This window comes from Nocardioides immobilis (assembly GCF_003515065.1).
In the GTDB taxonomy this organism is placed as follows: domain Bacteria; phylum Actinomycetota; class Actinomycetes; order Propionibacteriales; family Nocardioidaceae; genus Nocardioides; species Nocardioides immobilis.
This window is the reverse complement of sequence record NZ_QXGH01000033.1, coordinates 1-16,548: the sequence shown is the minus strand read 5'-3', so window position 1 is coordinate 16,548 and position 16,548 is coordinate 1. Positions and strand designations below refer to the sequence as shown.

At 70.4% G+C, this 16,548-nt stretch carries 17 protein-coding genes; 1 reads left to right on the top strand and 16 read right to left on the bottom strand.

Annotated features, from left to right (window positions below):
* On the bottom strand, positions 1-720 hold the full coding sequence (locus tag D0Z08_RS24730; protein WP_118927950.1) for an MBL fold metallo-hydrolase: 720 nt from the start codon (positions 718-720) through the stop codon (positions 1-3).
* Positions 721-766: 46 nt separating this feature from the next.
* Between D0Z08_RS24730 and D0Z08_RS24725 the strand changes: the two genes are divergently transcribed.
* Complete coding sequence (locus D0Z08_RS24725; RefSeq protein WP_245994430.1) at positions 767-1,993, top strand: DUF349 domain-containing protein; 1,227 nt, start codon at positions 767-769, stop codon at positions 1,991-1,993.
* A 161-nt stretch (positions 1,994-2,154) separates the two neighbouring features.
* Here D0Z08_RS24725 and D0Z08_RS24720 read toward each other — a convergent pair whose 3' ends face one another.
* The 15 genes from D0Z08_RS24720 to D0Z08_RS24650 all read right to left on the bottom strand — a co-directional run bounded on the left by D0Z08_RS24720 (position 2,155) and on the right by D0Z08_RS24650 (position 16,417).
* Positions 2,155-3,252: a type IV toxin-antitoxin system AbiEi family antitoxin domain-containing protein gene (locus D0Z08_RS24720; RefSeq protein ID WP_147381534.1), complete on the bottom strand. Its 1,098-nt coding sequence runs from the start codon at positions 3,250-3,252 to the stop codon at positions 2,155-2,157.
* Positions 3,253-3,311: 59 nt separating this feature from the next.
* Positions 3,312-5,546, bottom strand: coding sequence for a RelA/SpoT family protein (locus D0Z08_RS24715; protein ID WP_118928029.1), 2,235 nt, complete (start codon positions 5,544-5,546; stop codon positions 3,312-3,314).
* 124 nt (positions 5,547-5,670) lie between these two features.
* Entirely contained in the window at positions 5,671-6,210 is a 540-nt protein-coding gene (locus tag D0Z08_RS24710) for an adenine phosphoribosyltransferase (RefSeq protein WP_118927948.1), read from the bottom strand.
* A gap of 32 nt (positions 6,211-6,242) precedes the next feature.
* Positions 6,243-7,493, bottom strand: coding sequence for a protein translocase subunit SecF (secF, locus tag D0Z08_RS24705; RefSeq protein WP_118927947.1), 1,251 nt, complete (start codon positions 7,491-7,493; stop codon positions 6,243-6,245).
* Positions 7,493-9,358, bottom strand: coding sequence for a preprotein translocase subunit SecD (locus D0Z08_RS33170; RefSeq protein ID WP_245994428.1), 1,866 nt, complete (start codon positions 9,356-9,358; stop codon positions 7,493-7,495). The genes secF and D0Z08_RS33170 overlap by 1 nt, the downstream gene beginning before the upstream one ends.
* 1 nt (position 9,359) lies before the next feature.
* Complete coding sequence (gene yajC / locus D0Z08_RS32350) at positions 9,360-9,716, bottom strand: preprotein translocase subunit YajC (RefSeq protein ID WP_182481475.1); 357 nt, start codon at positions 9,714-9,716, stop codon at positions 9,360-9,362.
* A 161-nt stretch (positions 9,717-9,877) separates the two neighbouring features.
* The gene (gene ruvB / locus D0Z08_RS24690) at positions 9,878-10,957 is read right to left on the bottom strand and encodes a Holliday junction branch migration DNA helicase RuvB (protein ID WP_118927945.1); all 1,080 of its coding nucleotides are present in this window, start codon (positions 10,955-10,957) and stop codon (positions 9,878-9,880) included.
* Between the two features lie 14 nt (positions 10,958-10,971).
* Positions 10,972-11,568, bottom strand: a complete 597-nt coding sequence (ruvA, locus tag D0Z08_RS24685; protein WP_118927944.1) for a Holliday junction branch migration protein RuvA — start codon at positions 11,566-11,568, stop codon at positions 10,972-10,974.
* Positions 11,565-12,089: a crossover junction endodeoxyribonuclease RuvC gene (ruvC, locus tag D0Z08_RS24680; RefSeq protein WP_118928027.1), complete on the bottom strand. Its 525-nt coding sequence runs from the start codon at positions 12,087-12,089 to the stop codon at positions 11,565-11,567. The genes ruvA and ruvC overlap by 4 nt, the downstream gene beginning before the upstream one ends.
* 88 nt (positions 12,090-12,177) lie before the next feature.
* Positions 12,178-12,945, bottom strand: a complete 768-nt coding sequence (locus D0Z08_RS24675) for a YebC/PmpR family DNA-binding transcriptional regulator (protein ID WP_118927943.1) — start codon at positions 12,943-12,945, stop codon at positions 12,178-12,180.
* A gap of 35 nt (positions 12,946-12,980) precedes the next feature.
* On the bottom strand, positions 12,981-13,556 hold the full coding sequence (pdxT, locus tag D0Z08_RS24670; RefSeq protein WP_118927942.1) for a pyridoxal 5'-phosphate synthase glutaminase subunit PdxT: 576 nt from the start codon (positions 13,554-13,556) through the stop codon (positions 12,981-12,983).
* Positions 13,557-13,586: 30 nt separating this feature from the next.
* On the bottom strand, positions 13,587-14,615 hold the full coding sequence (locus tag D0Z08_RS24665) for a signal peptidase I (protein WP_182481474.1): 1,029 nt from the start codon (positions 14,613-14,615) through the stop codon (positions 13,587-13,589).
* Complete coding sequence (locus tag D0Z08_RS24660) at positions 14,612-15,217, bottom strand: TasA family protein (protein WP_118927940.1); 606 nt, start codon at positions 15,215-15,217, stop codon at positions 14,612-14,614. The genes D0Z08_RS24665 and D0Z08_RS24660 overlap by 4 nt, the downstream gene beginning before the upstream one ends.
* Positions 15,210-15,821 (bottom strand): LPXTG cell wall anchor domain-containing protein, encoded by a 612-nt coding sequence (locus D0Z08_RS24655; RefSeq protein WP_182481473.1) that lies wholly within the window; start codon positions 15,819-15,821, stop codon positions 15,210-15,212. The genes D0Z08_RS24660 and D0Z08_RS24655 overlap by 8 nt, the downstream gene beginning before the upstream one ends.
* Positions 15,822-15,847: 26 nt before the next feature.
* Positions 15,848-16,417, bottom strand: coding sequence for a signal peptidase I (locus tag D0Z08_RS24650; RefSeq protein WP_118927938.1), 570 nt, complete (start codon positions 16,415-16,417; stop codon positions 15,848-15,850).
* Positions 16,418-16,548: the final 131 nt, after the last annotated feature.

The window sequence follows — 16,548 nt, the reverse complement described above, 5'->3', positions numbered from 1 at the left end:
TCAGAGTCCTCGCGTGACTTGACCTGCGGTGCTCGAGTCCTGGAGCTCCAGCAGGAAGGGATTGGTCGCGCGCTCGCGACCGATGGACGTCTGTCCGCCATGGCCCGGGAGCACCACGATGTCGTCGGCGAGCGTCAGCACCTTGGTCGCGAGGCTGCGCAGCATCGTCGGGTGGTCGCCGCCCGGCAGGTCGGTCCGGCCGATCGAGCCCTCGAACAGCAGGTCGCCGGAGAACATGACCTCGCTGACGTCGGGGTGGTCGTAGGGCGTGCGGAACGTGACCGATCCCTCGGTGTGGCCGGGCGTGTGGTCGACGACGAACCGCAGGCCCGCCAACTCGAGGTCGACGCCGTCGGCCAGCTCACGGACGTCGTCGGGCTCGGCGAACTCGAACTTGCCCTCGGGCATCCCGAGCAGCATCGCCGCGGACTCGCGGGAGACGCCGGCCAGGGGGTCGGTCAACAGGTGTCGGTCGTTGGGATGGATCCACGCGGTGGCGTCGTACGTCCCGGCGACCGGGGCGACGCTCCACATGTGGTCGACGTGGCCGTGGGTCAGCAGCACCGCAACCGGCTTGAGCCGGTGCTCGCGGATGACCTCGGCGATGCCGGGCGCAGCGTCCTTGCCGGGGTCGACCACGACGCACTCCGCGCCCGCGCTCGTGGCCGCGACGTAGCAGTTGGTGCCCCACGGTCCTGCGGGGAAGCCGGCGATCAGCACCGACCCAGCCTATCGGCCAGGCACGTCTCCCTTAGCATTGCCCATTGTGACTGCGAGCGAGTGGGGCCGCGTCGATGACGACGGCACCGTCTATGTCAAGACCGCCGACGGCGAACGGCCGGTGGGGCAGATGCCCGATGCCCCGGCGGAGGAGGCGATGGCCTTCTACGTGCGGCGGTACGACGCGCTCGCGCTCGAGGTGGACCTGCTGCACAAGCGGGTGAACTCCGGCGTTCTGTCGCCGGAGGAGGCGGCGAACGCGGTCAAGACCGTGCGCGCGCAGCTGTCCGACGCCCATGCGGTCGGGGACCTGGCCGGGCTGAGCGCGCGGCTCGACGAGCTGGGCCCGGTCATCGCCGTCCAGCGCGAGGCCCGCCGCGCCGACAAGGCCCGGCGCACGACGGAGGCCAAGGAGCAGAAGGAACAGCTTGCGGTCGAGGCCGAGGCGATCGCCAGCGGCCGGGACTGGAAGAACGGCGCCAACCGGCTCCGTGAGCTGCTCGAGCAGTGGAAGCAGCTCCCCCGCATCGAGAAGGCGGCCGACGACGCGCTGTGGAAGCGGTTCTCGTCGGCGCGGTCGGCGTACACCAAGGCGCGCAAGCTGCACTTCGCGGAGCAGGACGAGAAGCGGGACGCCGCGCGCGTGGTGAAGGAGCGGTTGGCCAAGGAGGCCGAGAGCCTCGCCGACTCGACCGACTGGGGACCGACCGCCGGTCAGTACCGCGAGCTGATGCGCCAGTGGAAGGCGGCCGGACCGGCGCCGAAGGGCGTCGACGACGAGCTGTGGAAGCGGTTCCGCGCCGCCCAGGACACCTTCTTCGGCGCCCGCGACGCGGCCAACGCCGCGCTCGATGCCGAGTTCGCCGCCAACGCGGTGGTCAAGGAACAGCTCATCCTCGAGGCCGAGGCGCTGCTCCCGGTCACCGATCTGCAGGCGGCGAAGACCGCGTTCCGCGACCTGGCCGACCGGTGGGACGAGGCCGGCAAGGTGCCCCGGGACCGGATCAAGGAGCTCGAGGGCCGGATGCGCACCGTCGAGCAGGCGATCCGCAAGGTCGAGGATGAGCAGTGGAAGCGCACGGATCCGGAGAAGTCCGCCCGTGCCGACGACATGGTCGCCAAGCTCGAGGCCGCGATCGCCGAGGCCGAGGCCAAGCTCGAGAAGGCCCGCGCCGCCGGCGACGCCAAGAAGATCCGCGAGCTCGAGGAGAACCTCGAGGGCCGCCGCTCCTTCCTCGACATGGCCAAGCGGGCCAGCGCCGACTACCGCTGAGCCTGCGGGTCGAGTCAGCCGAGCCGCGGGGGCGAGGGAGCAGGTACCGGGGGCGCAGGAATCACCGGTGCACCGGTGATTCCTGCACTTATCAGGCAATGCAACGGCCGAGAAGTGCCAGAACTGCCTGGGTGATGTGAATAGTGGGACAGGAGTAGCGTTCAGCGGGGCCGGCGAGACCGCGCGACGGAGTCGATGAGGTTCCGAAGCCGCGCCGCGAGCCGCGCGGGGTTCGCCAGATCCGCCCAGGTGATGCGCAGGCACCGCCAACCGGTGATCTCAGCGATCCGCTCCTCGCGCCGCTTCTCCCGGAGTACGACGGCAGTCACGTCATCGCCGTCGCGAAGTGAGCCCTGATACTTGACCTTGCCGTCGAACTCGATCCACACGTGGTGCTCCGGGAGTGCGAAGTCGAGCCGCGCGACGAGAAGACCATTGTCGTAGACCTTGAACTGGGGATCCGGTCGCGGAAAGTGCCACGCCCACAGAAAGTGGAAGGTACGGCTCTCCCCGACCGACTCGATCCGCGGATCGGCCAGCCTGACAACAAGGTCCGTCTTGAGTGAGAACGGCCATCGGGTCATCGCGCCGTCGTAGCGCTCTTGCAGTTGAGCGAGCGTGAAGTCGCCTCGGTGGAGGAAGTGATTGGCCACGACGAGCCCGGACTCGACCGAGCCGACCATCGTCACCTCGAGCGCCGACCGCATCGGTGAACTGAATCGCGTTCCATGGGCTGACACCACGTCTCCGTCGGACACGGCACCGCAGTGCTGGCGGATCCGCGCTTGCCGGCGGCCCGCCTTCCCGTCAAAGCGGGTCAGGTGCGCATCGCCGAGCTCGAGGCCCCAGAGAGGGCCGTCGAGTAACGGCAACGAGGACGCGTGACTCAGGAACACCTCGGCCTCCGCCTGGCGGTAGGCGGCCCGACAACGTACGGCGTACCGCTCTTCATCTGTCATCGACCGCCAAAGCTCCCCATCCACGTAGGCGCCACGCCGCGGTCGTTCAAGCGACCCGGTCCGGATCGCACGGGCAAGGCTGCGGTCGGACTCTCCGGCCGCCAGCAGTTCGGAGCGCAGGGAGATCGGCAGGAGACGGGGATCGTCGGGCTTGACGTACATGCAAGAGGGCTGCCCCCGCCAACATTCGTCCCAAACCGGTGCCCTTCTGACCTGTGGATGGCAGCGTGAAACCGCGATCCTCCCCGCCGCATCCTGCGCTTCTCGGCCATCGCATCGGCCGAGAAGTGCAGGATTCACCGGTGCACCGGTGATTCCTGCACGACGGTCCTCCCGCAGCCCAGCGCCCCGCCCGCGGGCTACTGCGTGACGCGGTAGGCGTCGAAGACGCCGGGGATGCTGCGCACGCTCTTGAGCACGGTGTCGAGGTGCTTGGCGTCGGCCATCTCGAACGTGAAGCGGGTCTTGGCGACCCGGTCACGGGTGGTGGTGAGGTTCGCCGACAGGATGTTGAGGTGGGCGTCGGACAGCACCATCGTGATGTCGGACAGCAGGCGTGAGCGGTCGAGGGCCTCGACCTGGATGTTGACGAGGAACGTCGTCTGGCCGGTGGGCGCCCACTCGACCTCGAGCACCTTCTCCGGCTGCCCCAGGAGGTTGCTGGCGTTGGTGCAGTCCGTCCGGTGCACCGACACCCCGCCCCCCTTGGTGACGAACCCGAGGATCCCGTCGGGCGGGACGGGGGTGCAGCACTTCGCGAGCTTCACCCACACGTCCGGCGCGCCCTTGACCACGACGCCGGCGTCGGTGCCGGGGGCCAAGCGGCGCGGGCGGCTGCGACGGCCGGTGATGGTGACGGCCTCGGCGAGGTCCTCCTGGGCGCCCTCGTCGCCGCCGTGCATCTCGATGACCCGGCGGACGACGGCCTGGGCGCCGAGGTTGCCCTCGCCGACCGCTGCGTAGAGCGCGGTGACGTCCGCGAGCCGGAAGTGCTCGGCGACCGTGTTGAGCGATTCATGGGTGAGCAGCCGCTTGAGCGGCAGCCCCTCCTTGCGCATCAGCTTGGCGATCTCGTCCTTGCCGTGGTCGATCGCCTCTTCCCGGCGCTCCTTGGTGAACCACTGCTTGATCTTGGAGCGGGCCCGCTGGGACTTCACGAAGTTGAGCCAGTCGCGGGACGGGGCAGCGGTCGGGGACTTCGAGGTGAAGACCTCGACCACGTCGCCGTTCTCGAGCGTCGACTCGAGCGGCACCAGGCGGCCGTTGACCCGGGAGCCGATCGTGTGGTGCCCGACCTCGGTGTGGACGGCGTACGCGAAGTCGACCGGCGTCGAGCCCGACGGCAGCGCGATGACGTCGCCCCGGGGCGTGAAGACGTAGGTCTCGGTCTGGTTGATCTCGAACCGCAGGGACTCGAGGAACTCCCCCGGGTCGTCGACCTCGCTCTGCCAGTCGAGGAGCTGCCGCACCCAGCTCATGTCGTCGACGTCGCCGCGCTTGTCGGTGTCGGCGCCCGCGCGGCCGTCCTCCTTGTACTTCCAGTGCGCCGCGACGCCGTACTCGGCACGACGGTGCATGGCGAAGGTGCGGATCTGCATCTCGACCGGCTTGCCCTGCGGGCCGATGACCGAGGTGTGGAGCGACTGGTACATGTTGAACTTCGGCATCGCGACGTAGTCCTTGAACCGGCCGAGGACCGGGTTCCACCGCGAGTGCAGCACACCGAGCACGCCGTAGCAGTCGCGGTCCTCCTCGACGAGGATCCGGATGCCGACCAGGTCGTAGATGTCGGAGAAGTCGCGGCCGCCGACGATCATCTTCTGGTAGATCGAGTAGTAGTGCTTCGGGCGGCCGGTGACGGTCGCCTTGATCTTCGCCTCGCGCAGGTCCTTCTCGACCTGGGTGATCACCTCGGCCAGGAACTGGTCGCGCGAGGGCGCCCGCTCCGCGACCATCCGCACGATCTCGTCGTAGATCTTGGGGTGAAGGGTCGCGAACGCGAGGTCCTCGAGCTCCCACTTGATGGTGTTCATGCCGAGCCGGTGGGCCAGCGGCGCGTAGATGTCGAGCGTCTCGCGGGCGGTGCGCTCCTGGCTCTTCTGCGGCACGTACCGCAGCGTCCGCATGTTGTGGAGCCGGTCGGCGAGCTTGATGACCAGCACCCGGATGTCGCGCGACATCGCCACGATCATCTTGCGGATGGTCTCCGCCTGGGCGGAGTCGCCGTAGACGACCTTGTCGAGCTTGGTGACGCCGTCGACCAGGCGGGCGACCTCGTCGCCGAAGTCGCGGCGACACTCCTCCAAGGTGTACGGCGTGTCCTCGACGGTGTCGTGCAGCAGAGCGGCCACGAGCGTCGGCTCGGTCATGCCGATCCCGGCGAGGATCGTCGTCACCGCGAGCGGGTGGGTGATGTAGGGGTCGCCGCTCTTGCGCATCTGCGTGCCGTGCAGGCGCTCAGCCGTCGCGTAGGCGCGCTCGAGCAGGATCAGGTCGGCCTTCGGGTGGTTGGCCCGGACCGCACGGAACAGGGGCTCGAGCACCGGGTTGGAGCTGGGCGTGCGGGTGCCCATCCGGGCCAGCCGGGCGCGCATGCCGCGGCCGCCACCGGCAGCCTCGCTCGTCGACGCCGGCACCTCGGCCGGGCGCGCGGGAACGGGGCGGTCGCCGGCCCGTTCCTCACTCATACACGGAGTCTATTCGTCTGCTCGCAGGTGGTCAGACGACGGCCAGCGTGGTCATCGGTACGTCGCCGACAGCCGCGCGCCCGGGAAGGAACGACAGCTCCATCAGGAACGCCATCGCCGCGACGGTGGCGCCGCACGCGGCTACCAGGTCCGCCGTCGCCCGGGCCGTGCCGCCGGTCGCCAGGACGTCGTCGATGACCAGCACCCGCTCGCCGACCCCGATGGCATCGCGATGGACCTCGAGCACCGCCTCGCCGTACTCCAAGGCGTAGGCGACGGCGTGCGTCTCGCCGGGGAGCTTGCCGGCCTTGCGGACCGGCACGAACCCGACGCCGAGCGCGAGCGCGACCGGCGCCGCGAGGATGAAGCCCCGGGCCTCCATCCCCACCACCTTGTCGACGACGGGGCGGCCGTCGGCGTCACGTCCGGCGTCGGCCAGTGCGGTCACGATCGTGCGGAACGCGACGTGGTCGGCCAGCAGCGGCGTGATGTCCTTGAAGACGATGCCCGGCTCGGGGAAGTCGGCGACGTCGCGGACCAACCGCTCGAGCGCCTCCCCCGCGGCCAGCATCGCCGCCGTCGGCTCCCCCGGCACGTCCGCGGCTACTTCTTGCCGCGCTTCGACCGCGTCTGCCGGACCGGTTGCTGCCGGCCGGAGCTGCTGCTCTGGCTCACCGGACGCGTCTGCGCCGGGGCGACCCGCCCCTTGCCCAGTGCCTCGTCGGAGGGGCGCGCCCGGTTGCCGGGTTCCTCCTCGTCGGCCGGTGGCAGGCCGCCGGTGGCCGGTCGCTGCTCGGCAGGCTCGCCGTCGACGATCGGCATGTCGTCCTTGAACACCGGCACCGCGGCGTAGCGGTCCGCCAGCGCCCGCTTCCGGGCCCGGGCCCGGCGCGCCTGCTCGACCACCTCGGTCTCGCTCGACTTCAGGTGCACGAGGATGCGCGGTGCGAGGAAGACCGAGGAGTAGACGCCGGCTGCCATGCCGACGAACTGCGCCAGGGCGAGGTCCTGCAGTGAGCTCGCGCCCAGCTGGACGGCGCTCACGTAGAGGATCGCGCCGATCGGGATCAGGGCCACGATGCTGGTGTTGATCGACCGCACCAACGTCTGGTTGACCGCGAGGTTGGCCGCGTCGGAGTAGGACTCCGTGCTCTTGCGCAGGGTGGTGGTGTTCTCCTTGATCTTGTCGAACACGACGACGGTGTCGTAGAGCGAGAAGCCGAGGATCGCGAGGAGACCGGTGACGGCGGCAGGCGTCACCTGGAAGCCGGAGAGTGCGTAGACGCCGATCGTGATCGCCACGTCGTGGAAGAGCGCAGCCAGTGCCGCCGCGGACATCTTCCACTCGCGGAAGTAGCCCCAGATGAAGAGGACGACCAGGACCAGGAAGACCGCGATACCGATCAGCGCCCGCTCGGCGACCTCACGGCCCCAGCTCGGACCGACGTCCTGGACCGAGATGTCCTGCTCGGGGTCGATCTCCGGGTAGAGGTCCAGGATGACGGCTTCCGTCTCGTCCTCACCCTCCTCCGACAACGACTCGGTGGTCAGCACCAGGGAGTCGTCGCCGGCCGTGGTGACCGAGGGGTTCGCGGCACCCTCGATGTCGGCATCGGCGATCGCCTCGCGGAGCTCGTCGGCCTCTGCCTGGTCGACGCCGGAGGCGACCTGGATCTTCTGCTCGGTGCCCCCGCGGAACTCCACGCCGAAGTTCAGCGGCTTCACCGCGATCGCGGTGATCGCCAGGCCGACGATCACGAGGCTGATCACGTAGAAGAGGGCCTTCCGGCCGACGAAGTCGACCGACTTGTGTCCGTTGTACAGCTCGTTGCCGAGCCTCGACATCTTGCCCATCAGGCGTTCCCTCCAGCCGGGGTCGCGGCGCGGGCCGGCGGCGCGTCGAGACCCAGCGTGTCGCGGCTGAGACCGGACAGCCGGTGACCCGAGTTGAACAGCTTGAACTGCGCGAGCCACGACACCAGCGGCTTCGTGAACCAGAACAGGACCGCGAGGTCGATCAGCGTCGACAGGCCGAGCGCGAAGCCGAAGCCCTTCACGGCACCGGTCGCGAAGATGTAGAGGACCACCGCCGAGAGCATCGACACCGTGTTGGCCGCGATCCGGGTGACCCGAGCACGGGCCCACCCGGTCTCGACCGCGACCCGCATCGACTTGCCTTCTCGCATCTCGTCGCGGATCCGTTCGAAGTAGATGACGAACGAGTCCGCGGTGATGCCGACCGCGATGATGAGACCGGCGATGCCGGGCAGGGTCAGGGTGAAGCCGGCAGCCTCGCTGAGCAGCAGGACCATCGCGTAGGTGACGGCGGCCGCCACGAACAGCGAGCCCACCACGACCATGCCGAGGCCGCGGTAGTAGAGAAGGCAGTAGAGCATGACCATTCCGAGGCCGATGCCACCGGCGGTGAGACCGGCGGTCAGCTGGTCGCCCGCCAACGACGGACCGACGTCCTCGGTGGTGACGTCCTTGTCGAACGCGATCGGGAGGGCGCCGAACTTGAGGCTGTTGGCGAGGTTGGACGCCTCCTCCTCGGTGAAGTCGCCCGTGATCTGCGACTTGCCGTCGTAGATCACCGCTTCCATCGTCGGGTCGGAGAGCACGGTGCCGTCGAGCACGATCGCGAACTGGCGTTCGGTGTCGACGAGCTGGGAGGAGATGGTCTCGAAGTCGTCCTCGCCGCCGGCGCAGGGGTCACCCTCGCCCGCGGGCTTGGCATCGACGACGTTGTCGTCCTCGTCGACGATGTTGCCGTCGCCGTCGCACGTCCACGGCTCGGGTGAGATCGGGTGGGCCTTGTCCTTGTCGTTTCCGATGTCGATCGACACAGCCCACTTGACGTCGCCCTGGGGGATGCCGGCGCTGGCGTCGGAGAGCTCGGTGCCCTCGATGACCGAGCGCGACAGCAGGTACTTCACCACCGTGTCGCCGCGGAAGCCGCACGAGACGAGCGGCTGGTCCGGGTCGTCAGGCTGGGGCGCCGGGACGGTCTCGCCCTGCTCGTCCGTCATGACAACGGCGCCTTCGTCGTTGCACTGCAACGAGTTGTAGAGCGCGATCGACTCCTGGTCCGGCGACGCCGCCCAGGTGATCTCGTCCTGCGCGGTGCGGACCTCCGGTCCCGCCTCACCCTCCGGGTCCTCGGCCGGCCCGTCCGTCGGGCTCGTTGTGTCCGACGGGCTCGCGGTGTCGGTCGGGCTCGCGGTATCGGTCGGGCTGGTCGTGTACGACGGCTCGTTGTTCCTGCCCTTCTTGCCACCGGGCTTGTCCGACGGCTCCAGCGTGAGCGGGGCCCGACCCAACGGCGCGCCGGACGCGCACGGGTTGACCGGGGACTGCTCGCCGCACGCCACCAGCCGGAACCGCAGCTGTGCCTGGCGCCGGACGAGCTCCTCGGTCTCCCGCCGGTTCTCGGTGGAACCCGGGATCTCGACGACGATGTACTCGCCGGACTGCGCGGTGACCTCGGCCTCGACGACACCCGAGCCGTTGACGCGCTGGTCGATGATCCGGCGCGCCTCCTCGAAGTTCTCGTCGCTGGGGTCGCCGAGAGCCGTCAGCGTGATCCGGAGTCCGCCCTGGAGGTCGAGGCCGAGCGCTGGCTTCCAGGTCTGACCGAGGGCGACCAGGCCGAACAGGACGGCGACACCCAGGAAGAAGACGACCAGGGTCCGGCCGGGCCGGTGACGACGGGTCGCCACTTCAGCGCTCCTCGTTGTCGGCGTCGGGGGCCTGGTCCGCAGCGTCCTCGGCCGGCGCCTCGCCGGCCTCGTCGGCGCTGTCGACGGCGGCCGCCTCCTCCGGGCGTACGACGGACCCGACCGCGCCGCGCGCGACCTTGACCGCGACACCGGGGGCGATCTCGACCATCAGGGAGCCGTCATCGGTCGACACGACGGTCCCGAAGATCCCCGACGTGAGGACGACGGTCTCGCCAGGGGCGATGGACGCCTGCACCCGGGCGATCTCCTTCTGGCGCCGCTGTGCCGGGCGGATGATCAGCAGCCAGAAGATCAGCGCGATGGCGACGATCCACAGCAAGGGGGCGAGTTCTTCCACCAAAGAGCCTTCCGAAAACGGTCCAAGGACATGGCCACACGACCGGATCCGGGCAGCCGCACGGACCCCTGGGCGGGCCGACGGGCAAGTGTAGCCGTGCGTGTTAGGCAGCCCACATCGCCGTACGGCGGTCGCGGACCGCGTCGCGCCCGCGACGCTCCCTACTCTTCGAAGAGCGTGGGTTCGACCGGTTCGGCGGCCATCGGAGGCGGTGTCAGCCCGAGGTGCTCCCAGGCGGCGGGCGTCGCGATCCGGCCGCGCGGAGTCCGGGCGAGGAACCCGGAGCGGACGAGGAACGGCTCCGCCACCTCCTCCACCGTCTCGCGCTCCTCACCGACGGCGACAGCCAGCGTGGACACCCCGACGGGCCCGCCGCCGAACCTCCGGCACAGCGCGTCGATCACGGCACGGTCGAGCCGGTCGAGGCCGAGCTCGTCGACCTCGTACAGGGCGAGCGCGGCCTGGGCGACCGGGTGGGTCACGACGCCGTCGGCGCGGACCTGGGCGTAGTCACGGACCCGCCGCAGCAGCCGGTTGGCGATCCGCGGCGTGCCGCGGGAGCGGGTCGCGATCTCGACCGAGCCCTCGCCCGTCAGAGCCACGTCGAGCAGCCCGGCGGACCGGTGCACGATCCGGTCGAGGTCGGCGGCCTCGTAGAACTCGAGGTGAGCCGTGAAGCCGAACCGGTCCCGCAGCGGACCAGGCAGCAGACCGGCCCGGGTCGTGGCGCCGACCAGCGTGAACGGCGGGATCTCGAGCGGGATCGCGGTGGCGCCGGGGCCCTTGCCGATCACGACGTCGACGCGGAAGTCCTCCATCGCCATGTAGAGCATCTCCTCGGCCGGCCGCGACATCCGATGGATCTCGTCGACGAAGAGGACGTCGCCCTCGTTGAGGCCCGACAGGATGGCCGCGAGGTCGCCGGCGTGGGTGATCGCCGGGCCGCTGGTGAGGCGCAGCGGCGTGTTCATCTCGTGGGCGATGATCATCGCGAGCGTGGTCTTGCCGAGACCGGGAGGACCCGACAGGAGGACGTGGTCGGGTGCCCTCCCCCGGCGCCGCGCGGCCTCGAGCACCAGCCCCAGCTGGTCCCTGACCCGGGTCTGGCCGACGACCTCGTCGAGGCTGCGGGGCCGGAGCGCCGCCTCGACAGCGCGCTCGTCGCCCTCGGCCTCGAGCGCCGTGAGCGACTGCAGGTGCGACTGCTCCGCGACGTCGAGCTCGTCCTCGTGGAAGGGCATGCGTGGGCCTCCGATCAGGCCTTGGAGAGGGAGCGGAGCGCGGCGCGGAGCAGCACGCCGACGTCGGGGGCGTCACCGGCCTGGTCGGCCACCGCGTCGATCGCCTTGTCGGCGTCCTTGGCGTTGTAGCCCAGACCGACCAGGCCCTGGGTGACCTGGTCCCGCCACGGCGCTGTGGGCAGCGTCGGAAGGGCGCCGACGCGTCCGGTCGGCGCTCCGATCCGGTCCTTGAGCTCGAGGATGATCCGCTGGGCGCCCTTCTGGCCGATGCCCGGGACCCTGGTCAGCGTCTTGACGTCGTCGGTCGCGATCGCGGTGCGCACCCCGTCCGGCGACAGTACGGCGAGCATCGCCTGGGCCAGCTTCGGACCGACTCCCGACGCCGTCTGCACGAGCTCGAAGACGCACTTCTCGTCGTCGTCGACGAAGCCGAAGAGGGTCAGCGAGTCCTCGCGGACGACCAGGCTCGTGGGCAGCGTGGCCTCCGTACCGGTCCGGAGGGTGGCCAGGGTGCCGGGCGTGCACATGAGCTCGAGACCGACGCCTCCGACCTCGAGCACCGCGCTCGAGAGCGTGACGGCCGCGACCCGGCCACGGACGTGCGCGATCATGACCTGCGCCCTCCTGCGGCGGCGACCGCCGCATCGATCCTGGCCTGGGCCCCGCCCCGCCAGATGTGGGTGATCGCGAGCGCGAGCGCGTCAGCGGCGTCGGCCGGCTTCGGCACGGCGTCGAGGCGCAGGATCCGCGTGACCATCATCCCGACCTGCGCCTTGTCGGCACGGCCGTTGCCCGAGACCGCTGCCTTGACCTCGCTCGGGGTGTGGAGCGCGATCGGCAGCCCGCGCCGGGCGGCACACACCATGGCGACGCCCGCCGCCTGGGCGGTGCCCATGATCGTGCTGACGTCGGAGCGGGCGAAGATCCGCTCGACTGCCACGGCGTCGGGCTGGTGCTCGTCGAGCCACGCGTCGATGCCGCGCTCGATGGTCACCAGTCGCTGCGGCACCGGCACGTCGGACGACGTACGGATGACATTGACGTCGACCAGCGACAGCGGTCGACCCACGTCACCCTCGACCACGCCCATCCCGCAGCGGGTCAGGCCCGGATCGATCCCGAGCACACGCATCGTCGGCCCCACCTTCCTGTCGAACATCTGTTCGCAGGCTAACGCGACGCGGCCGGGCGGCCGCGGACGACACGCCCGGTCTGCGGCGTCAGGCCTCGACCGCCTCCATGACCTCGTCCGGCACGTCGGCGTTGGAGAAGACGTTCTGCACGTCGTCGAGGTCGTCGACCGCGTCGACCAGTCGGAACACCTTGCCCGCGGCCTCCGGGTCGGCGACCGGGATGTCCATCGATGCGACGAACTGGACCTCGGCGGAGTCGTAGTCGATGCCGGCCGCCTGGAGCGCCGTACGGACCGCGACGACGTCGCTGGCCTCGGACTGCACCTCGAAGCCGTCGCCGAGGTCGATGACCTCCTCCGCGCCCGCATCGAGTGTGGCCTCGAGGACGTCGTCCTCAGAAACGTCCCTGCCCTCCTGGGCCTTGGGTACGACGACGACGCCCTTGCGGTTGAACAGCCGCGACACCGAGCCCGGGTCGGCCATCGTGCCGCCGTTGCGGGTGACCGCCGTCCGGACCTCCATCGCGGCGCGGTTGCGGTTGTCGGTCAGGCACTCGACGAGGAGCGCGACGCCCTGCGGGCCGTAGACCTCGTACATGATCGTCTCGTAGTCGACGGCGCCGCCCTCGAGGCCACCGCCCCGCTTGACCGCGGAGTCGATGTTCTTGTTGGGGACGGACTGCTTCTTCGCCTTCTGGATGGCGTCGTAGAGGGTCGGGTTGCCGGCGGGATCGGGACCGCCCATCTTGGCCGCGATCTCGATGTTCTTGATCAGCTTGGCGAACAGCTTGCCGCGCTTGGCGTCGATCGCGGCCTTCTTGTGCTTCGTGGTCGCCCACTTGGAGTGGCCAGACATCTATCCCTCTTCCGACTCGACAACAGCAGTCGATCCTATCCCTGCACCAGATCCAGGAAGAGCCGGTGGATCCGCCCGTCGTCGGCGACCTCCGGGTGGAACGACGTCGCCATCAGGTGTCCCTGGCGTACGGCGACCGGGTGCCCTGCTGCCTCGGCGAGCACGTCCACGCCGGCACCCGCCTCCTCGACCCACGGTGCGCGGATGAACACCGCGTGCACGGGGGCGTCGAGACCCTTGAGGGCGAGGTCGGCCTCGAACGAGTCGACCTGGCGGCCGAACGCGTTGCGCCGTACGGTCACGTCGAGCCCGCCGATCGTCTCCTGGCCGACCGCTCCGTCCAGGATCCGGTCGGCCAGCAGGATCATGCCCGCGCAGGTGCCGAAGGTCGGCATGCCGGACCGCACGCGGTCGCGGAGCGGGTCGAGCAGCTCGAACGTGCGGGCCAGCTTGACCATGGTGGTCGACTCGCCGCCGGGCAGAACCAACGCGTCACAGCGCGCGAGCTCATCGGGGCGGCGGACCGGGAACGCCTCTGCGCCCAGCGCGGTCAACGTCGCCAGGTGCTCGCGAACGTCGCCCTGCAGTGCGAAGACTCCGACCGATGCCACGGCACGAGGCTAGTCACCGGCCCGACCGGATCAGCTCGCGACCCCGCAGGTCAGGCTGAGCCCGAGCGAGCCGACCGTGACCGGCTGGTTCGCCGTGTCGGTCCACGACGTGCCCGGGGCCGGCAGCGAGGCGGTGATCCGGACGTTGTAGGTCTGGTTGACGACGGTCCCCAGGAGCCCCGCCGAGAACACGGTCTGCCGGGTCGTGCCGTTGTCCGTCACCGTCATCGCCTGACCGGTCTCGACGATCCGGGCGGTGTAGACGATCGGGTACGGGCTGGACACCTCGGGCCAGACGATCGTGGCCGACTTCTGGCCGAGAGCGGGGCCGGTGACGGTACAGCTCTGGATCGCCGGCTTCGGGACGTCGTACGCCGCCAGCGTCGTACCGCTCACGTCGACACCGTCGGTCCACGCCGCACTGCTCGGCACCGCCAGTACGGCAGCGGCCGAGAGGGTGGTGAGGGCACCGGCGGCCGCCTTCCCCGCAGGGATCGCAGCGTGGGGGGCGCGGTGCCGGCCGCTCCCACGCGGGCCACCCGGGCCGTCCCGGCCGCCGCGGTCGCGCCCGCGGGGACCGACGATGAGCACCAGGAGGAGGGCCGCGAGACCGCCGACCACGACGAGCCCGGCGGGGCTCCTCATCGCGCCCAGCACGTAGCCCACCAGCGGGACGTCGAGAAGCATCCGGTCCGCGGAGGAAACGGGGTACTGCTCGGCATCGGGCGTCGCGTTCGCGTCGCCGCGGAGCGTCAGGACCGCGAGGCCCGCTCCCCCGTCGTCCACCTGCACCACCCGGTGGGTCACGCGGGTGCCACTCGCGGTCGGCACGGTCACCACGTCGCCGACCTCGACGTCGGACGCGGGGACCGTGCGCGCCAGGACGAGGGCTCCGGTCCCGATCGACGGCTCCATCGACCCGGAGGTGATGACGATCGGCCGCACGCCGAACGCGACGCCTGCGACCAGCGCGGCGAGCACGAGCAGCCCGAGTGCCGCGCCCAGATTGAGCGCGGTGCTGCCGGCGATACGACCCGCGGCGCGGAGGCGGCCGGTCACGACACGTCCGAGGTGCCCGTGGCGGTGAAGACCGCGCTGACGGAGGTCCCCTGCAGAGTGGTCGGCGCGGCGGCGTCGAAGGTGACCTGGAAGCAGAGCGACTCGGTGGCGGTCGTGGCGAGCGGGGCCGCCGGCCGCTTGGGCAGGATCGAGGTCGTCGTGGTGCTCGTCAGGGCGGTCGGTCCGTAGATGACCGCACCGCCGGTGCACGTGCTCGTGTTCCCGGTCCCTGACGTCGTGCCGTTGAGCACGATGGTCAGCCTCAACGAGGCGGCCGTGTTGTGGGCCGTCGCGCCGGCCCCGGTGAGGCCGCCGGTGAGCGTGTACTTGAGCGGCGCGGTGCCGGCGTTCCCGATCGTCAGCACCTGGGCCGAGGTGTTGCCCGGGACCATGTTGGTCATCGACAGAACCGTCGCCCCGGCGAACGGATCGGCGTTGTCGACCTCGAGGTCGAGGGTTCCTGCGGTGAACGTCGAGCCCGTGATCGACACGTCATCGGTCCAGTACGCGAGGCTGGTCGTGGCACCGAGCCCACCCAGCAGCGCGAGGCAGAGCAGGGCCCGGACCCGGCCGGTACGACGGCGGGCGACGTGCCTACTCATGCTGGTCCTCCCGCCGACGGCCGGCCGCCACGAGCATCACGCCTCCGAGGATGAAGCCGGCACCGGCCACGACCAGCCACCAGGGAACGGCGCTCCCGGTCTCCGGGAGCAGCCCGTCCGGTCCGGCGTCGCCGTCGGACCCGTCGACCGGGCCGTCCTGGACCAGGGTCACGGTGATCTTGAGCGGCAGCGCTTCGACCATGGACTCGTTGGGGGAAGCCCACCGGAAGGACGCCCGTACGTCGACCCGCACCGACCGGTCCTCGCCGAGGTCGGTCCGGACCAACGGCGCCACGTCCTGACCGTTGTCCAGAGCGCTCCAGCCGCCGCCCGCGACCCGCGCCGAGAGCGCGACGTCCCCGTACGAGACCAGCCGGTCACGGTCGCGGGTGACGACCGAGATGCGGAGCCGGGCATCGCTGCGGCCGTCGTTGCGGACGTAGAAGGACCGGGTCGCGGCGTCGCCCGGGACCCAGTCCCGCCCCCGGCCGAAGAGCGGCGAGCTCAGCTCGTCACCCCAGGTCACGCCGTCGGCGCTGAGGGCGATCTCGTCGTCGGCGCGCGCCGGGGCCGCGGCGGTCGCGAGTGCGATCGTCGCGAGCATCGTCCCGAGGATCAACCGGCATCCCGTCATGGTGCGACGAGCTCCCCTTCCTTCCGCTCCAGGTCGTTCTGCTTCCGGCCCCTGCGCTTGTCACGAGCCGCTCCCACGAACATCCATCCCGCGTAGCAGGCCAGTCCGCCGACGGCCACGAGCAGCGGAACCTGTCGCGGGCCCGTGACGAGGTCGTTCACGCGCCCGACGTACGGCACGGCGTACCAGACCCTTCCCCGCACCTGGACCGGACGGACCAGGTCGGGATCGACCGCCTCGTTGGCGTCGCCCTTCGTCCGGAAGGTGCGGTCGCCCGACACGTTGTTGATCCCGATCTCGGTCACCCGGTGGGTCGTGACCTCCGGCCGGCCCGACTCGATCTGGTAGGTGATCACGGTCCCGATCCCGATCTCCTCGGGCTCGACCGGCTCGACGACGACCAGCGTCCCCGGCGGCAGCGAGGGCCGCATCGAGCCGGTCTGGACGTGGTACGGCGTCGCCCCGGCGAGCCAGGGCACCACCACGGCCACGACGAGGATGCCGCCGGCGCCGAGGATGACGACCCAGGCCAGCACGAGTCGCGCGAAGCCGAGGGCGGCACGCATGGGTCTAGGGCGTGTCTCCTAAGTCGCGAGCCAGATGGTGATGGCGCGTAGGACAACGGCTCCTCGGTAGACGGCGGCGAGCTTGTCGTAGCGGGTTGCGATCCCTCGCCACTGCTTGTGGTCGTTGAACG

Coding starts and splice junctions, on each gene's coding strand:
- D0Z08_RS24715 (WP_118928029.1), bottom strand. CDS start 5,546: ATGCGCGCCCGGCTGGCCCGGATGGGCACCCGCACGCCCAGCTCCAAC.
- D0Z08_RS24710 (WP_118927948.1), bottom strand. CDS start 6,210: ATGCTGGCCGCGGGGGAGGCGCTCGAGCGGTTGGTCCGCGACGTCGCC.
- secF (WP_118927947.1), bottom strand. CDS start 7,493: ATGGGCAAGATGTCGAGGCTCGGCAACGAGCTGTACAACGGACACAAG.
- ruvB (WP_118927945.1), bottom strand. CDS start 10,957: ATGCCCTTCCACGAGGACGAGCTCGACGTCGCGGAGCAGTCGCACCTG.
- ruvA (WP_118927944.1), bottom strand. CDS start 11,568: ATGATCGCGCACGTCCGTGGCCGGGTCGCGGCCGTCACGCTCTCGAGC.
- ruvC (WP_118928027.1), bottom strand. CDS start 12,089: ATGCGTGTGCTCGGGATCGATCCGGGCCTGACCCGCTGCGGGATGGGC.
- D0Z08_RS24675 (WP_118927943.1), bottom strand. CDS start 12,945: ATGTCTGGCCACTCCAAGTGGGCGACCACGAAGCACAAGAAGGCCGCG.
- D0Z08_RS24660 (WP_118927940.1), bottom strand. CDS start 15,217: ATGAGTAGGCACGTCGCCCGCCGTCGTACCGGCCGGGTCCGGGCCCTG.
- D0Z08_RS24655 (WP_182481473.1), bottom strand. CDS start 15,821: ATGCTCGCGACGATCGCACTCGCGACCGCCGCGGCCCCGGCGCGCGCC.
- D0Z08_RS24650 (WP_118927938.1), bottom strand. CDS start 16,417: ATGCGTGCCGCCCTCGGCTTCGCGCGACTCGTGCTGGCCTGGGTCGTC.